Raw genomic sequence first — 17,174 nt, 5'->3', positions numbered from 1 at the left:
CAATGGCGGCTTCCCTCTACGGTCCCGATGAGGCGCAACCTGCGATCTGGGTGTATCTGGAGCAGGAACAAGCCGTCCTGGAACGGGTGTCCCTGGAGCTGCTTTCTAAGGCCCGAGAGTTGGCGGATGGGATCGGCTGGCGGGTGGCTGGCTTGCTCCTCGGCCATCGGGTGAGGCCCCTGGTGGAGCAGGCCTTCGCCTGGGGGGCGGATGAGGTGTGGGTGGCGGATCATCCCCTCCTCGAGCCCTTCACGGTCGAGGCCCACACGGCGATGGCGTTCCGGGCCCTGATGCAGGGGCGGCCCAGCGTCTTCCTGTGCGGCGCCACTCCCAACGGACGGGACCTGGCCGGGCGTCTGGCGGTGCGGTTGCGGACCGGCCTCACCGCCGACTGCACCGATCTGCGCCTGGATCCAGAGCGGGGCGGGTTGCTGATCGGGGAGGTCACCGGCTTTGGCGGAGGCGTGGTGGCCCTCATCACCATGCCTCATCACCGCCCCCAGATGGCCACTGTGCGGCCAGGCGTCTTCCCCCTCGCTGCTCCCCAGCCCGGGCGGACCGGTGCGGTCATCCCTCTCGATGTGGATCTGCGACCGGAGGATCTCCACACCCGGGTGGTGGAGCGGGTGATCGGCCAGGGGGTGGATCTCACCCAGGCGCCGGTCCTGGTGGTGGGCGGGCGAGGGATCCACGGACGGTTCGATCTGCTCCGGGAGCTGGCGGAGCTGCTCGGCGGAGAGGTGGGGGCCACCCGCCCGCCGGTGGATGAGGGCCTGATCGGCCGGGAGCGCCAGGTCGGCCAGACCGGCGTGGTGTGTCGGCCGAAGGTGGCCATCGTGTGCGGTGCCAGCGGCGCCTTCCAGTTCGTGGTCGGGATCCAGAACGCCGGGACTGTGATCGCGGTCAACAACGATCCAGAGGCTCCCATCTTCGAGTTCACCGATTACGGCGTGGTCGGGGATGCCCTGCAGGTGATCCCGGCCCTGATCGAGGTCCTGCGCGCGGAGCGGATGGCGGTGGAGGGCGGCCCGGCCCGAGGATAGGGATGCGCCCCGAAAGATCGGGAGGAGGATGCAGACGATGGTGAGCCCGAACGGCCGGGACTGGCATTTCGTGGTCTGTATGAAGGTGGTGCCCAAGCCGGAGGAGGTGCGGGTGGACCCGGAGACCCGGCGGCTGGATCGGGCAGGGGCCCGCTCGGAGATCAATCCGCCGGACATGAACGCCCTGGAGATGGCCCTGCAGCTCAAGGACCGCTTCGGGGGACGGGTTTCCATCGTCTCCATGGGCCCGCCCTTCTTCGAGCCCTATCTCCGGGTAGGGCTCGCCATGGGGGCCGATCACATCTACCTGCTCAGCGACCGCCGGTTCGGGGGCGCTGACACCCTGGCTACCACCTACACCTTGGCCCGGGGAATCGAGAAGCTGGGACCGGTGGATCTGGTCTTCTGCGGGGAGGAGTCATCGGATGGGGCCACCGGCCAGGTGCCGCCCGGGCTGGCGGAGTGGCTGGGCTTCCAGCAGATCACCATGGTCACGCAGATCGAGCTGGATCCCTGGCGGCGGGTGGTGCGGGGGCGTCGGGAGCGGCCCGGCGGGTATGAGATCCTGGAGGTCCCTCTCCCGGCGGTGATCTCGGTCAAGACGGGATGCAACGAGCCTCGTTTCATGGACTACCGGCGGAAGCCATGGGCCTTCGCGCCGGAGCGGGTGACCGTCTGGAGCGCCGCGGATTTGGAGGTCGATGAGGTCTTCATCGGGGTCGCCGGTTCTCCCACGCAGGTCTCCGGGCTGGCCCAGGCCCCCTCCCGGGAGCGCCGGCGCATCCGGCTGGAGGGGAGCCCGGAGGAGGTGGCCCGTCAGCTGGCCGAACGACTGCGGGAGCTGCTGGGATAGGCAGCGTTAAGGGCCTCACCGCGGCCGTGGGAAGGAGCTTAACACCCGAATGTAGTTCGCCCGTTCATAGGCGGCCGGGTTGGCGACCCGCTGTCGACACATGCTCCCCTGCATCTGCTCGATGGAAACATATTCGTGTTCCTCCATCCATTGACGGATGTCCTCCAGCAGCCGCCGCACGTGCTCCGGCCCGTGGCGCAGCAGCGCCGAGGCCATGGTGACGGCCTTCGCCCCCACCATCATCGCCTTCAGCACATCCTCCGCCGTGTGCACGCCCCCCGTGATGGCCAGATCCAGGCGCACCTGAGGATACAGGATGGCCACCCAGCGCAGCCGCTCCCGGAGCTCGTGGGAGGTGCTGAGCACCAGATTGGGCACCACCTCCAGGGCCTCCAGGTCGATGTCCGGCTGATAAAACCGGTTGAAGAGCACCAGGGCGGCGGCGCCTGCCTCCTCGAACCGCCGGGCCATATAAGGAAGGGAGCTGAAGTAGGGGCTCAGCTTGACGGCCACCGGGATGCGCACGGAGGCGACCACATCCCGCACCAGCCGGACGTAATTTTCCTCCACCGCCTGGCTGCTCTCATCGGGGGATGTGGGCAGGTAGTAGATGTTCAGCTCCAGGGCGTCCGCGCCGGCCTCCTCCATCAGCCGCGCGTAACGGATCCACCCGCCGGTGGTCACGCCGTTCAGGCTGGCGATGACGGGGATGGAGAGGGCCGCCTTGGCCCGCCGGATGTGCTCGAGATAGCCCTCGGGCCCCAGGTTGTAGTGGTGAAGATCGGGGAAATAACGCAGGGCCTCGGCGAAGCTCTCCTCCCCGTAAGAGAGCCCGTAGTCCAGACGCTCGCTTTCCTCGATGATCTGCTCCTCGAACAGGGAAGGCAACACCACCGCCGCGATCCCCGCCTCCTCCAGACGGCGGAGGGTCTCCAGGTCCTCTGTAAGCGGAGAGGATGAGGCGATGAGGGGGTTCCGCAGGTGAAACCCCAGATAGCGGGTGGAAAGATCGACCATGGGAGCCTCCGGTGCAGTGTAGAAGAGAGGGGCGGGGTCACGCGACCCCGCCCCGGGTTGATCAAGCGCGGCCGTTCCGCCCGTTCACCGGCATCTGGGCCAGGGCCTCGTAGATCCGCCAGCGGAGGCGGATCTCCTCCTCGGCCTCCTCCAGCAGCTCTTCCGCGATCTCCGGCCGGCTGTGGACCAGCATCGTGAATCGGGTCTCGTTATACATATACTCCGAGAGCGGGATGCTGGGCGGCCGGGAGTCGATCTGAAGCGGGTTGAGGCCCTCCCGCAGCCGCCGCGGATCGTAGCGGATCAGCGGCCAGTAGCCCGAGAGCACGGCCCGCTTCTGCTGCTCCATCCCGTAGCGCAGATCGTAGCCATGGGCGATGCAGTGGCTGTAGGCGATGATCAGGGACGGCCCCTCATAGGAGTCGGCTTCCAGGAAGGCCTTGACGGTATGGGTGTCGTTGGCCCCCATGGCCACCCGGGCCACGTAGACGTTGCCGTAGCTGATGGCCATCAGGGCGAGGTCCTTCTTAGGGCCGCGCTTGCCGCCCGCGGCGAACTTGGCCACCGCCCCCCGCGGGGTGGCCTTGGACATCTGGCCGCCCGTGTTGGAGTAGACCTCGGTGTCCAGCACCAGGATGTTCACGTCGTAGCCCGAGGCCAGCACGTGGTCCAGCCCGCCGTAGCCGATGTCGTAGGCCCAGCCGTCGCCCCCGATGATCCACACGCTCTTGCGCACCAGGGCGTCCGCCACCGCCAGCAGATTCCGCACCTCCGGGGAGTCGGGCAGTGCCTGCAGGCGGGCCTTGAGCAGCCCCACCCGCTCCCGCTGGGCCCGGATCCCTTCCTCCGTGGATTGATCGGCGTTCAGGAGCTCCTCCACCAGCGCCTCGCCGATCTGCGCGCGGAGCCGCTTCAGGAGCTCCATCGCGTATTCCCGTTGCTTGTCCAGGCTGAGGCGCATCCCCAGGCCGAACTCCGCGTTGTCCTCGAACAACGAGTTGGACCAGGCCGGGCCGCGCCCCTCCCGGTTGTAGGTCCACGGGGTGGTGGGGAGGTTGCCCCCGTAGATGGAGGAGCATCCGGTGGCGTTGGCGATCACCAGCCGGTCGCCGAACAGCCGGGTGAGCAGCGAGAGGTAGGGGGTCTCCCCGCAGCCGGCGCACGCCCCGGAGAACTCGAACAGCGGCTCCAGCAGCTGCACGTCCTTCACCTGCCCGACGTTCACCCGCAGCCGATCCACCTCAGGGAGCTGGAGGAAGAACTCCCAGTTCCGGCGCTCGGCCTCCCGCAGCGGGGCCTGGGGCCGCATGTTGATGGCCTTGCGGCTCACATCGGACTTGTCCTTCGCCGGGCAGACCTCCACGCACAGGGCGCAGCCGGTGCAATCCTCCGGGGACACCTGGAGGGTGTAAACCATATCCTTGAACTCCCGCCAGCGGGCCGGGGCGTGCTTGAAGGTGGGCGGGGCCTCCGCGAGCAGGGCGGGATCGTAGACCTTGGCCCGGATCACCGAGTGGGGGCAGACCATCACGCACTTGCCGCACTGGATGCACAGGTCCGGCTCCCACACCGGGATCTCCTGGGCGATGTTGCGCTTCTCCCACTTGCTGGTCCCGCTGGGCCAAGTGCCGTCCGGCGGGAAGGCGCTCACCGGCAGGAGATCCCCCTCCCCGGCGATCAGGCGGGCGGTCACCCGCTGCACGAACTCCGGGGCCTCCGGCGGCACGGGCGGCCGACGGTCGAAGGTGCTGGTGACCCGGTTGGGGACCTTCACCTCATGGAGATGCTGCAGGGCGGCGTCCACCGCCGCGAAGTTCTTCTCCACGATGACTTCGCCCCGCTTGCCGTAGGTCTTGACGATGGCCTCCTTGATCTTCGCTACCGCCTGCTCCAGGGGCAGGATGTTCGTCAGGGCGAAGAAGCAGGTCTGCAGGATGGTGTTGATGCGCGGCCCCAACCCGTGCTCCCGCGCGATGCGGTAGGCGTCCACCACGTAGAAGCGGAGGTTCTTCTCGATGATCGCCTGCTGGACCGAACGGGGGAGGTGGTCCCACACTTCGTCCGGCCCGTAGGGGCTGTTGAGCAGGAAGATCGCCCCCGGCTCGGCAACCTGCAGCACATCCATGCGCTCCAGGAAGTTGAACTGATGGCAGGCCACGAAGTTGGCGCGGCGGATCAGGTAGGAGGAGCGGATGGGCCGCGGCCCGAAGCGCAGGTGCGAGACCGTCACCGAGCCGGACTTCTTGGAGTCGTAGACGAAGTAGCCCTGGGCGTAGTAATCGGTCTCGTCCCCGATGATCTTAATGGAGTTCTTGTTGGCGCTCACCGTGCCGTCGGCCCCCAGGCCGTAGAAGACCGCCCGCACCGTCTCCGGGTCCTCGGTGGAGAACGAGGGATCGAACTCCAGGCTGGTGTGGGTCACATCGTCGTAGATGCCCACCGTGAAGTGGTTCCGCGGGCGGTCCTTCGCCAGCTCGTCGAAGACGGCCTTGACCATGGCCGGGGTGAACTCCTTGGAGGAGAGCCCGTAGCGCCCCCCGATGATCCGCGGCATCTCCCGGAAGGGGGCGAGGCCCGAGGCCATGGCCTCCTCCACCGCGGTCACCACATCCAGGTAGAGGGGCTCCCCCGCGCTGCCCGGCTCCTTCGTCCGATCCAGCACGGCGATGGCCTTCACGGTGGGCGGCAAGGCCCGGATGAAATGCTCCACCGAGAAGGGGCGGTAAAGCCGGACCTTGATGACCCCCACCCGCTCGCCCCGGGCGTTGAGATACTCCACGGTCTCGTGGGCCACCTCCGCCCCCGACCCCATGAGCACGATCACCCGCTCCGCCTCCGGGTCCCCCACGTAGTCAAAGAGATGGTAGTGACGCCCGACCAGACGGGCGAGGCGGTCCATGGCGTTCTGGACGATGGTGGGGCAGGCCAGGTAGTAAGGGTTGACCGCCTCCCGGGCCTGGAAATATGTGTCGGGGTTGTGGGCGGTGCCCCGGATGAAGGGATGATCCGGCGAGAGGGCGCGGGCCCGGTGGGCGCGGATCCACTCCTCATCGATCATCGCCCGCAGGTCCTCCGGGGTGAGCAGCTCGATCTTGTTGATCTCATGGGAGGTGCGGAAGCCGTCGAAGAAATGGAGGAAGGGAACGCGGGACTCCAGGGTCGCCGCGTGGGCGATGAGGGCCAGATCCTGGGCCTCCTGGACCGAGCCTGAGGCCAGGATGGCGAACCCGGTCTGCCGCGCGGCCATCACGTCGCTGTGATCCCCGAAGATGGAAAGCGCGTGGGTGGCGATGGTGCGGGCGGCCACGTGGATCACCAGGGGGGTGAGCTCCCCGGCGATTTTATACATGTTGGGGATCATCAGCAGCAGGCCCTGGGAGGCTGTGAAGGTGGTGGCCAGGGCGCCGGTCTGGATGGCCCCATGGATGGCCCCGGCGGCTCCGCCCTCGCTCTGCATCTCGATCACCTTCGGCACCGTCCCCCACAGGTTAGGACGCCCCTTCGCCGCCCACTCGTCTGCCAGCTCCCCCATCGGGGAGGAGGGGGTGATCGGATAGATGGCGATCACCTCGCTCAGCTGATAGGCCACGTTGGCGGCGGCCTCGTTCCCGTCCACCGTTACCATCGGTCGGGCCATGGGAAACCTCCCTCTTCGCTTGGGCTGCCAACGGCCCCGCCCGGGGCCGAGAAGGTTCATCCCGGTTATCTTTATTTCTGCGAAGTATACATCCGGAGCGCTTCAGGTAGGGGTGTCGACCGTCAGGTCTCCCGGGTGCTTTCGCTCATATCCAGGGGGCAGTCGCCCCGGGCCCTCGCCCGGGGCTGGGGGATCACCGGGGCGACCGGTTCGGCCGCCCGGGTCAAGGGATCACGATGGGCAAGCGCAGGAGGACGCGCGTGCCCTGGCCGACCGCGCTCTCGATCTCCACGCGACCCCGATGCGCCTCGACGACCTGCTTGATCACTGTCAGCCCAATTCCCATCCCTCCGAACTTCCGGGTAGTACCTCCGTCGACCTGATAGAAGGGCTCAAACACTCGGGAGATGGCTTCGGCAGGGATGCCGATCCCTTCATCACGCACTTCCAAAAGGGCTTCCGGCCCCTGCACGGCGAGGGAGACTTGGATCGTACCCCCCGTCGGGGAGAATTTGACCGCGTTCTCCAGGAGCTCGGTGAAGGTCAGGAGCAGGTGCTCCCCTTCCCCCATCACCCAGACCGGATGATCCGGCAGATGAACCTGGAGGACATGGCGTTGGGGATCGAGGCGGCTCTGATACGCCCGGCATGCCTCCCGCACCAGCTCCCGGAGATCCAGGATGTTCAGCGACCGCGCGCCGGCCTGGATCTCCTGAAGGGTGAGGAGGAGCTCCACATACCGAATGAGCCCATTTAACCGCTCCTGCATCACCCCCAGCGCCTCACGTTGCTCCGACGTCAGGGGGCCCAAAGCTTCCTCCTGCATGAGCTCGATGTATCCCTGAAGGATCGCCAGGGGGGTCCGCAGCTCGTGGGAGACGTTCTGGATCATCTGTTCACGGAGCTTCAGGGCCTGTTGCAGGGACTCCGTGAGGCTTTCGAGCTCACGGGCGCGACGCTCCAGCTGCCGCCACAGGCGCTCGTTGAGCACCCCCGTGGTCAGCAAGGCAGCTACCCGGAACAGGAACTCCTGGGTGTCTACATCGAAGACCGCCGGCTTCTCCCAGGCGATGGCCAGGCTCCCCAAGATCTCGTCCTCGTGCTTCAACGGAAGAAGCGCCAGCGATCGGGCGGGAAAGAGGGTAGGGGCGCCGGGCGGATCGGTGAACCAGAGGGCCTGGCCCTGAAATATGGGCTCCAGGGCCGGAATGGCATGCCGGCGCATGCGGGCCGGGAAGACGGATCGTGATCCCGAGGCCGAGCGGATCCTGCAGGCCAGCGTCGAGGGATCTTCTTCCACGGGGAGATACAGGCCCACTTCACGTGCCATCAGCTCGCTCCGGATCAGATCAAAGATCGGCTGCAGCACCCCATGCAGATCCCGGAACCCGCTGAGGGCGTCCGCCAGGCGATAGAGCAGGCGCAGATGGCGGACGAAGCGGATGCGCTCAACGGTATGGCCGATCTCCAGCGCGATGGCTTCCGCGAGCGCGATCTCCTCCGGCCTCCACTGGCGCGGGGTCGGGCTGGCCAGGCCCAGGACGCCGATTGGGCGCTCGCCGGCCCGGATCGGCACGCTCAGGGAGGCCCGGATGCCCGCCTGCAGGAGGGCGTCTCGCAGGGCAGATGGAGGAAGCTCCCGGTGATCCGACACCGCAAGGGTCTCGGTGATGCGGAGCCCCTCCTTTCGAGCGGTGTCCTCAATGGACGCGAGGATGGGGGATGAGATCCCGCGTGCGCTGAGCCTCCCCGCGGCCCAGAGGACCCCGATGGGGCTCTCCAGGGCCTCCATAGCCTGCGCGAGAACCTGATGGAGGAAGGCCTCAAAGTTCTGGACCTCTAAGGCGGAGCGGAGGATCCGATGCAGGGCCTCGAGGAGCTGGGCCAGGCGTTGTTGCCGCTCCAGGGCTTGCGCCCTTTCGATCAGGCCCGCGACCCCTTCGGCAATGGTTTGAACCAGCTGGACCTCCTGTGGGCTGAACGAGCGCTCCACGCGGACGCTATCCAGGCCGATGTGGCCGAGGACCTCTTCCCCCCGTGGGATGGGCACGATCAGGATGGAGCGGATCCCAAGCCGCTGCAGCAGGGGTGCGGAGGCGCCGAAGAGGGCCGGATCCCGGATCTTGTTGAGGACGAGGGGCTGGCGCGTCTGCACGACACGGGCGGAGAGAGGATCGCCGGTCAGGTCGATGACGGCGCCCAGGGCCGAGGGGCCCTCGATCCGCCGGTGCTCGGCGACGATGCGCAGGCGATCCGGCCCCTCCCGGAGGGCGATGGCCCCCCGATCCACCTCGAGGTGCTCCACCAGCTCCCGGATGAGAACGTTCAGGAAGGCCGGGAGATCCGGCAACCACCGCGTCCCTTCGGCCAGGGCTGCGAGCAGGCGCATTCGTTGCTCCAGCGTCTGTTGCTGCTGACGCTGGCGTTGCAGTATCTCGAACAAGGGGAGGAGCCCTTTCACCGAGGTGTGCGCGAGGAACTCCAGCCGGGGCTCGGGATCAAAGACCAGCCGGTAAAGGCCGGGAGGAAGTCGCGGATCTTCCTCCCGGAGCGCCAGGGTTAGCAGGAGAGGATCCGGCGGCAGGGTGAGCGGGATCACTATAAAGGAGGCCAGGGGCACCGGTGGGGTGAAGAGCGGCAGCGTATCCGGATCCCCTCGGATCAGGGTGAACCAGATCACCGGAGCCTCCCGCCGGAGCCGATCCAGGGCCTCCAGGATCTCCCAGGCGGCCCGGGGGTCCGGTTGGCTTAGCAAGCCCTGCAGATCCTCCCATAGCCCCACCGTCGGGGGGCCTTCCCGGGGGAGCAGGTCCAGGAGGCGGGCGCGCAGGTCGGGGCTCCACTGTGGGGCGTCCACGAGGGTGGTCCCCGGCAGATCTTGCAGGATCCCGCTGAGCGCGCCGTCCTGACGGAAGTAGAGCAGGCGATGCCCGGCGCGGGCGGCCGCGCGGATCCAGGCTTCCCATAACTGCTCTTCTCCAGGTATCTCCCACCGCAATCCGGCGATCCAGTCTCCTCTTTTCGCCTTCTGCCACAGCGAGTGTAAGGAAAAAGTTTCCATCCCGATTTGTCTCCTTCTCGAGGATCCCCAACGTCAGGTCCCGAACGTCTCCCTTCGTCAGGGGGCTTGAGCGCTTCCTCACCGGGATGGCATCTGGATCGAATCGTTTCAATCTCAAGACCGATCACCAGGATAGCCAGGCGCTCCGATGTCTCCCTAGTCGACTGTCCGGGCCATCGGATCCATCCCGAAGCAGGTGTCCGAAACACATTTCCATTTTACCAAAACTTCTAGGTGCCATCAAGATCTGCTTTTTGATGATTTTGATTTGCATTAAGAGAATCTCGTTCCCCTCCGCTTCTTGCACCCCTTCTGCCTCCGAATTCATCTCAAAACTCCAGTGTCCGGTTGTAGTAGACTCTTTCTGGACAACCTGTTTGAGCAGGAAGGCTGATGGCGTTCCGGGAGTTGACGGATGGGCCGTGGGCCTTCATCGAGCCCCCGTTGCCGTCCCAGGCCCAAACCGGCAGGTCCCGTGTCGACGACCGCAAGGGGCTCCATTGGGATCCTGCATGTCCGGGTCATCGGCTGCCGGGGGTGCGATAGGCCCCGCCCATACGGCTCCGATCCGACCGCCTGGCGGCGGCATCTGGAACTTCAAGAGAAGGGGATCTGGGGAAAGATCCTCCTCGCCTGCTTCCTCTTTTTGAGGAGACATCCACGTTGACCCCGCTTTCCTGATGACGTAGCAGCAGGACATGATGACGGCGGGCGAAATCCCCCGCGTCCTGGATGCGTGGCAGAAGTCCCTCCTCCTCGGCCGCTGCGCTCAGCTCCGGCAACTCCTCGACAGACCGGCGCATGATCCCATCCCCATCAGCGGTGAGGCGCGGTTGGAGGCGAGCGAATCGGTGAGCAGGGCGCTTCAGGACCTCCCGGACACCGCGCAGGGGGGAAGCGCCATCCCCAGGTGTGGGATTATGATAGAGCCAGAGCTTGGATTTCCTGTGGAGCCCTTGATGACTCGAACGGGGATCATCCGCTGGTTCTTTCTGGCGCTGGCCCTGGGAGGGCTGTGCGGGCGCGGCGGGGTGCCCGGCCCAACCCCCACGCCAGCGATTCCGACGACCGCTCCCCGGGGGACGCCCACCCCTGTCGAAGCCCCAGACGCTGCGGAAACCCTCCAGGCGCTCCTGCAGGCAGATCCTCCGGTGCGGGACCTGCGGGATCTGGCGGTGCGGTATCACGGCCTCCCGCCCAACACCCCGGAGACGGCATGCCGGTCGGATCGTGATCTCCCCCTCGGCGCCCGATGGGACTTCCTGGTCTCCAACAACGACACGAACGAGACCTTCACCGTCACGGCAGTCCTGCGGGAGAAGACCCCCCATGCGTATCTCTGGGTGGAGGAAGGGCGGACGGTGGACCCGGCGGATCTGCGGGCGGCCGCCGAGGCCTTCGAGCAACGGACCTATCCAACCGTCCGTGAATTCTTTGGGAGCGAATGGACGCCCGGCGTGGATTGCGATCCGCATCTCTTCATCCTCCACGCCGGCGGGCTGGGGGGTGTGGCGGGCTATTACGCCAGCAAGGATGAGTTCCCTAAAGCCGTGCGGGCCGACTCCAACGAGGCGGAGATGTTCTACATCAATCTCGACGCCGTGCGTATCAATTCGGATTTCTATCACGGGGTGCTGGCCCACGAGTTCCAGCACATGATCCACTGGTATCACGATCGCAACGAGGAGACCTGGCTGAACGAAGGAGCCTCGGAGCTGGCCGCCTTCCTCAGCGGCTACGACGTGGGCGGCTTCGAGAGCGCCTTCCTGGTCCAGCCCGACACCCAGCTGAACACCTGGGGGACTCAGGAGGAGGGGAACGCGGAGCACTACGGGGCCGCTTTCCTTTTCCTGGCATACTTCCTGGAGCGCTTCGGAGAAGAGGCCACCCGACGCTTGGTGGCCCATCCCGAGAACGGCCTGGAGGCTGTGGACGCGGTGCTGCGCGAGTGGGGAGTGGGAGAGGACGCTGACGCCTTCTTTCTGGAATGGGTTGCGGCAAACTTCCTGGATCACGCCGAGCCCGCCTCGGGGCCGCGCTACCGGGCGTTGCAGCTTCCGGAGCCCCGGCGGGCCGTTCGAGTGAACCGCCTCCCGCAGGAGATCCGGGACACGGTGTTCCCTTACGCCACGGATTACATCGAGCTCCCGGCCGGGCGGACCCTGGCCCTTTCCTTCCGGGGCTCCTCCGTCCTCCCCCTGGTCGCCGCCTCCCCCTTCGAGGGTCGGCGGTTCTGGTATGCGGTCCGGGGGGACGACAGCAACCCCCGCCTGACCCGCATCGTCGATCTGCGGGGAGTCCCGCGGGCCACCCTGCGCTATCGCATCTGGTATGATCTGGAGGAGGATTGGGATTACGCCTACGTCAGCGTCTCCACGGATGGAGGGCGGCGCTGGACGATGCTGCGCACGCCCTCGGGGACCGACGCGAACCCCAATCACAACAACCTGGGATGGGGCTACACGGGGGTGAGCGGGGGAGGGGAGAGGCCGCGCTGGATCACCGAGACGGTGGATCTCACCCCCTACGCGGGGCAGGTGATCCGCCTGCGCTTCGAGGTGGTCACCGATGACGCCGTCAACCGCCCCGGGGTGGCCTTAGACGCCATCGAGATCCCGGAGATCGGGCTCCGGGATGGGGCCGAGGAGGAGGCCGGGTGGGAGGCCGAGGGCTGGGCCCGGGTCGCCCCGGAGGTCCCCGTGCGCTTCGCCCTCCAGGTCCTCCGCCTCCGGAGGGATGGGGAGGCCCGGGTGGAGCGGCTGCCCCTGCGGGCGGACGGGACCGGGGAGGGGCTCGTCGAGGCGGGGCCGGATCGCCGGGTGGTGCTGGCGATCTCGGCGCTGGCGCGGTTCACCACCGAGCCCGCGCCCTACACGTTGCGGATCGCCCTTCCGCAGATCACCGGAGGCTGGCATTGAGCGAGAGCGAGGAAGAACGGACGCTGGAACCCGGGCTGGCGGCCTGGCTGGAGCGGGCCCTGGAGGATGAGAGCTGGCGGAGCGGGCTGACAGACGCAGAGGCAGAGCGCCTGCTCGGCTGGGCGATGGCGCGGGTGGGGTCCGCCCCGGAGAGAACCGGCGAGCGGGTGCGCCTGGCCATGCGTCGCATCGGCCGGGCAGCTCGGGCCCCGGCGGCGGAGGCGGGGGAGCTGCTCTCTCCATGGGGGCTGGCGCCTCCTCCGGAGTGGGAAGCCTGGACGCCGGGGCAGCGTCTGGAATGGACTCTGGAGGCCCTGCGGGACTGGTTCCCGGACCCCCCTTCGGAGGAGCCGGAGGGGTGAGCGCATTTCCCTTCCGGAGGTCCCTTTGAGCGCGCGCAGGAGGCGGAGTCTGCTACAGGCAAGGTCTCGTGCGTTATCCCGGCCTCTATCCCTGGCCGGCCTGGTCGTCCTGCTGATCCTGGTGGCGGCCCTGGGGATGGCCCAGCAGTGCATGGGCCGGGGCGGGGCGCCGCCTTCCACGGCTCCCTCCGGCGAGGGGGGATGGTATGAGGTCTTCTTCACTGCCCCGCGTTTCCCGGACGCCCCGGAGTTCCATCGGGGAGGTGTAGCCGATGCCCTCATCGCGGCCATCGACGGCGCTCAGCGGACCCTGGACGTGGCCGTATACGACATCGATCTGATGCCAGTGGCGGAGGCCCTCCTGCGGGCTCGCGATCGCGGCGTCCGGGTTCGAGTGGTCACCGAGACCGACAACGCCGACACGAAGGCCGTCGCCCGCCTGCGGGCGGGGGGCATTCCCGTGGTCACCGACGAGCGGGAGGGCTACATGCACAACAAGTTCATGGTCATCGACGGCGATCGGGTGTGGACGGGATCGATGAACTTCACGGACAACGATGTCTATCAAAACAACAACAACGCCGCTCTCCTCCGCTCGCCGGAGCTGGCCCGCAACTACGCCGCCAAGTTCGCTGCCATGTTCGAGCGCCGCGCCTTCGGCCCTGCCCGTTCCCCCGGCGATACGGTCCCGCGATTGACCATCGAGGGGATCTCGGTGGAAAATTACTTCGCCCCGGAGGATCCGACGGTGGAGGCCATCGTGCGGGCGATCCGGGGAGCGCGGGAGCGCATCGTGTTCATGGCCTTCGCCTTCACGCACCCGCGGATCGGCGATGCGCTGCTGGAGCGGGCCCGGGCCGGGGTGGAGATCCATGGGGTGTTCGAGTCCAGCGGCGCGGGATCCCCGGTGAGCCAGTTCAACCGCCTGCGGCGAGCGGGGATCGACGTGCTGAAGGACGGCAACCCTTACAACATGCACCATAAGGTTTTCGTCATCGACCGTCGGGTGGTGATCTTCGGGTCCTATAACTTCTCCCGCAACGCCGAGCAGGACAACGACGAGAACTTCCTGATCGTGACGGATCCGGCGATGGCGGCCCGGTTTGAGTCGGAGTTCGCCCGGGTTTATGAGCAGGCTCTGAACCCGCCCCGAGGGGGCGGGTGGCCGGATGGGACGCTGGCGTGGGCGCGATGAGGAAGAGGCCCGCCGGCCCGGCCCCGGGAGCTCGGATCGATTTCCTTCGATATTTCGTGAAATGAGGAGCGCGTGAAGATGCGTCCTGCCCCATCCTCCTCCGCACCGTCTGAGGAGCTGGAGCCGGCCCCGCCCTGGGGGATCGGCCTGGCTCTGACGGCCCTGGCGTATTTCCTGATGGTCCAGTTCATGTTGGGCGTCCTCTTCTTTCTGATCTACTGGGTCGTGGCGATGCCCGGCCAGCCGTTCGAGGCCGCCTACGCCCGAGCGGCCGCTAGCGGGCGCTTCACGGGGTTGGCCAGCGGCTTCATCTATCTGTTCACCCTGATCACCGTGGGGGCTGCCTTGCGCTTGTGGGTGCGCGGCCCGCTGGCCCCCGCCCTGCGCCTGGTTCCCCCTGCGCGCATCCCCATCTGGGCAGTGCCCTTCTTAGCGTTGGGCTTAGCAGTGGCGCTGGATGCGGTCACCATGGCGTCGGGCCGGCCGGTGATCCCGGAGAACCTGGCCCCTCTGTTCCGAGGCCGGGATCCCCTGGGCTGGGCGGCGATGGGGTTCCTCGCCGTGCTGGTCGGCCCGCCGACGGAGGAGCTGCTGTTCCGGGGCCTCCTGTATCCCGCCCTGGCGGTGCGGGTGGGCCCCATGTTCGCCGTCTATCTCGTCTCGCTGATCTTTGCCCTGCTCCACCTCTTCACTTATGGAGGGACCGCGGATCAATGGTTCTGGATCGCCCAGGCCTTCCTGGTGGGCCTGGCTCTAACCGGTTTGCGGGCCCGCACCCGGTCCCTCTGGCCGCCTATCGTGATGCACATGACCCTCAACCTCTACGCCACCCTCGAGGCCATCTTCCTGTTGAACTTCCGGTAGGAGATCCCATCCTCAGCCTGCGGGAGGGTCCCATGGCCTACACCTCGATCCTGGTGGAGACCATCGAGAACGTGGGGCTGATCCGCCTGAACCGCCCCCAGCAGCTGAACGCCCTCAACAGCGTCCTGATGGAGGAGCTGGCGACGGCTCTGGAGGCCTTCGATCGCGACGAGGCCATCCGCTGCATTGTGATCACGGGGAACGAGCGGGCCTTCGCTGCGGGGGCGGATATCAAGGAGATGGCCGAGGCCAGCGCGGTGGAGATGCTGCTGCGGGATCACATCGCCCGCTGGGATCGCATCCAGCGGATCCGCAAGCCGATCATCGCCGCGGTCTCGGGCTGGTGCCTGGGTGGGGGCTGCGAGCTGGCCATGGCCTGCGACATCATCATCGCCTCGGAGACCGCTGTCTTCGGCCAGCCGGAGATCAACATCGGGGTGATGCCCGGGGCCGGGGGCACCCAGCGCCTGACCCGGGCCATCGGCAAGTCGAAGGCAATGGAGATGATCCTCACCGGCCGTTACATGAGCGCCCGGGAGGCGGAGGCCGCCGGGCTGGTTTCCCGAGTGGTCCCCGTGGAAGTTTACCTGGAGGAAGCGATCCGTCTGGCGAAGGAGATCGCCGCCCGGCCGCCCATCGCCGTCCGCTTGGCCAAGGAGGCGGTGAACAAAGCCTTCGAGACCAGCCTGCGGGACGGCCTGGAATATGAGCGCCGGCTCTTCTATATCCTCTTCGCCACGGAGGATCAGAAAGAGGGAATGCGGGCATTCATCGAGAAGCGCAAGGCCGAATGGAAAGGACGCTGAGCTCCGGTGGTGGGACCGATCGGTTTCCGAACCCTGGTTCTGGCCCTGGAGGCCATCCGCTGGAACCCGGACGGCCCGGCCCTCATCGTGGCCGCCCCCGACGCGGCGGAGCAGGTGCGAGGGGGCATCGCCACCCTCCTCGGCGCGGTCCAGGCGGCCATGGCCGGCGAGACCTGGCTGACCCCTGCCTTCACCTCTTCCACCATGGTCTATCCGCGGACGGGCCCGCCGGATAACGGCGTGGTCTACCTGGCCATGCAGGGGGGCAACGCCCGGGCGGTGTTTTTCCGCCCGGATCTCGCGGCGGATCCGGAGTGGGGTTCGTTCCCGGAGATGGCCCGTCGGCTGCCCGGCGCGCGCCGGAGCGAGCACCCCGTCCTTTCCTTCGTCACGGTGGGCCCGCGGGCGGAAGCGGTCGCCGCCGCCCAATCCCTCCAGGATCCCTGGGGGCCGTTGCGCTGGCTCCATGCGGAAGGGGGCGACGTCCTGCTCCTCGGCGCCGATCACACGATGAACGTGGCCATCCATTACGTGGAAGCCCTGGCCGGGCGCAAAACCTTCCTCCGCTGGGCGTTGATGGACCGCCGGGTGGTGGAGTTGCCGGGCTTCCCGGGGTGTCGTCGAGGCTTCGGCGCCGCCGCGCCGCGTCTGGAGCCGATCACCCGTCGGGTCTACCTGAGCGAGCGGGTCTTCCAGGGGCTGCCCATGGGGCGGATGGTGGAGATCCTTCTGGAGCTCCTGCGCCGGGATCCTATGGCCCTGCTCTGCGAGGACCCCATGTGCCTGCTCTGTCACGCGGTTCGCCAGCATGTCCTCTACGGCTCGCGTCCCGCCTGAATCCACCGCTGAGGAGGCATCATGGCTCGGGAAGCGATCGCCACGGAGAAAGCTCCTCCCGCCGTCGGCCCCTATTCCCAGGCCATCCGGGTGGGGAACCTCATCTTCACCGCTGGCCAGCTGGGCCTGGTCCCGGAGACCCGTCAGCTGGCGGGGCCGGACATCGAGAGCCAGACCCGGCAGGCCCTGGAGAATTTGCGGGCGATCCTGGAAGCGGCGGGGTCCTGTCTTCGTCACGTGGTCAAGACCACGGTGTTCTTGGTGGATCTCTCCGAGTGGCCTCGCATGAACGCCGTTTACGCCGAGTTCTTCCCGCAGATGCCCCCCGCCCGTTCGGCGGTGGGCGTGGCCACGCTGCCTATGGGAGCCCGGGTGGAGATCGAGGCGATCGCAGAGGTGTGCGATTGCCCCTCTCCGGAGGCCTGCGGGTGCCGGTGAGGGATCTCCCCGAGGAGAGGGGATGCGGGCGCTTCCTTCACCGATGGTCTCTGACCTGGCTGGGAAGAGGGCCGGTCGGAGCTCCTCCGATCCTTCGGGCGGGGCCGGAAGGCTGTTTCCCTTCGGTTGACCGCTCCGAGGAC

12 protein-coding genes are annotated in these 17,174 nt (G+C 67.3%); 9 read left to right on the top strand and 3 right to left on the bottom strand.

The window, feature by feature from the left end; genetic code table 11:
* The first annotated feature begins 2 nt into the window (after positions 1-2).
* The gene (locus tag CFB18_RS10545; protein ID WP_088571770.1) at positions 3-1,043 is read left to right on the top strand and encodes an electron transfer flavoprotein subunit alpha/FixB family protein; all 1,041 of its coding nucleotides are present in this window, start codon (positions 3-5) and stop codon (positions 1,041-1,043) included.
* A 28-nt stretch (positions 1,044-1,071) separates the two neighbouring features.
* The gene (locus CFB18_RS10540; RefSeq protein ID WP_200808169.1) at positions 1,072-1,896 is read left to right on the top strand and encodes an electron transfer flavoprotein subunit beta/FixA family protein; all 825 of its coding nucleotides are present in this window, start codon (positions 1,072-1,074) and stop codon (positions 1,894-1,896) included.
* A gap of 15 nt (positions 1,897-1,911) precedes the next feature.
* Here CFB18_RS10540 and CFB18_RS10535 read toward each other — a convergent pair whose 3' ends face one another.
* From CFB18_RS10535 to CFB18_RS10525, 3 genes are all read right to left on the bottom strand, one after another.
* Positions 1,912-2,913, bottom strand: a complete 1,002-nt coding sequence (locus tag CFB18_RS10535; protein ID WP_088571768.1) for a dihydroorotate dehydrogenase-like protein — start codon at positions 2,911-2,913, stop codon at positions 1,912-1,914.
* 61 nt (positions 2,914-2,974) lie between these two features.
* Positions 2,975-6,550: a pyruvate:ferredoxin (flavodoxin) oxidoreductase gene (nifJ, locus tag CFB18_RS10530; protein WP_088571767.1), complete on the bottom strand. Its 3,576-nt coding sequence runs from the start codon at positions 6,548-6,550 to the stop codon at positions 2,975-2,977.
* 223 nt (positions 6,551-6,773) lie between these two features.
* Positions 6,774-9,548, bottom strand: coding sequence for a GAF domain-containing protein (locus CFB18_RS10525; protein ID WP_143597587.1), 2,775 nt, complete (start codon positions 9,546-9,548; stop codon positions 6,774-6,776).
* Positions 9,549-10,570: 1,022 nt separating this feature from the next.
* Between CFB18_RS10525 and CFB18_RS16290 the strand changes: the two genes are divergently transcribed.
* From CFB18_RS16290 to CFB18_RS10490, 7 genes are all read left to right on the top strand, one after another.
* Positions 10,571-12,529 carry a M6 family metallopeptidase gene (locus tag CFB18_RS16290; protein WP_159461702.1) on the top strand — a complete coding sequence of 653 codons (1,959 nt, stop codon included), beginning with the start codon at positions 10,571-10,573 and terminating at the stop codon, positions 12,527-12,529.
* Positions 12,526-12,891, top strand: coding sequence for a hypothetical protein (locus CFB18_RS10515; protein ID WP_088571764.1), 366 nt, complete (start codon positions 12,526-12,528; stop codon positions 12,889-12,891). Before CFB18_RS16290 ends, CFB18_RS10515 begins: the two co-directional genes overlap by 4 nt.
* Positions 12,892-12,916: 25 nt before the next feature.
* Positions 12,917-14,086: a phospholipase D-like domain-containing protein gene (locus CFB18_RS10510; protein WP_143597585.1), complete on the top strand. Its 1,170-nt coding sequence runs from the start codon at positions 12,917-12,919 to the stop codon at positions 14,084-14,086.
* A gap of 78 nt (positions 14,087-14,164) precedes the next feature.
* The gene (locus CFB18_RS10505) at positions 14,165-14,950 is read left to right on the top strand and encodes a CPBP family intramembrane glutamic endopeptidase (RefSeq protein ID WP_088571762.1); all 786 of its coding nucleotides are present in this window, start codon (positions 14,165-14,167) and stop codon (positions 14,948-14,950) included.
* Positions 14,951-14,982: 32 nt separating this feature from the next.
* Positions 14,983-15,756: an enoyl-CoA hydratase gene (locus tag CFB18_RS10500; protein WP_088571761.1), complete on the top strand. Its 774-nt coding sequence runs from the start codon at positions 14,983-14,985 to the stop codon at positions 15,754-15,756.
* Positions 15,757-15,765: 9 nt separating this feature from the next.
* The gene (locus CFB18_RS10495) at positions 15,766-16,593 is read left to right on the top strand and encodes an AAC(3) family N-acetyltransferase (protein WP_159461701.1); all 828 of its coding nucleotides are present in this window, start codon (positions 15,766-15,768) and stop codon (positions 16,591-16,593) included.
* 21 nt (positions 16,594-16,614) lie between these two features.
* Positions 16,615-17,031, top strand: coding sequence for a RidA family protein (locus CFB18_RS10490; protein WP_088571759.1), 417 nt, complete (start codon positions 16,615-16,617; stop codon positions 17,029-17,031).
* Positions 17,032-17,174: the final 143 nt, after the last annotated feature.

The sequence above is a fragment of the Thermoflexus hugenholtzii JAD2 genome (assembly GCF_900187885.1).
GTDB lineage: Bacteria > Chloroflexota > Anaerolineae > Thermoflexales > Thermoflexaceae > Thermoflexus > Thermoflexus hugenholtzii.
Note: the sequence above shows the minus strand (reverse complement) of the source record. Positions and strands in the feature narration are given on the sequence as shown.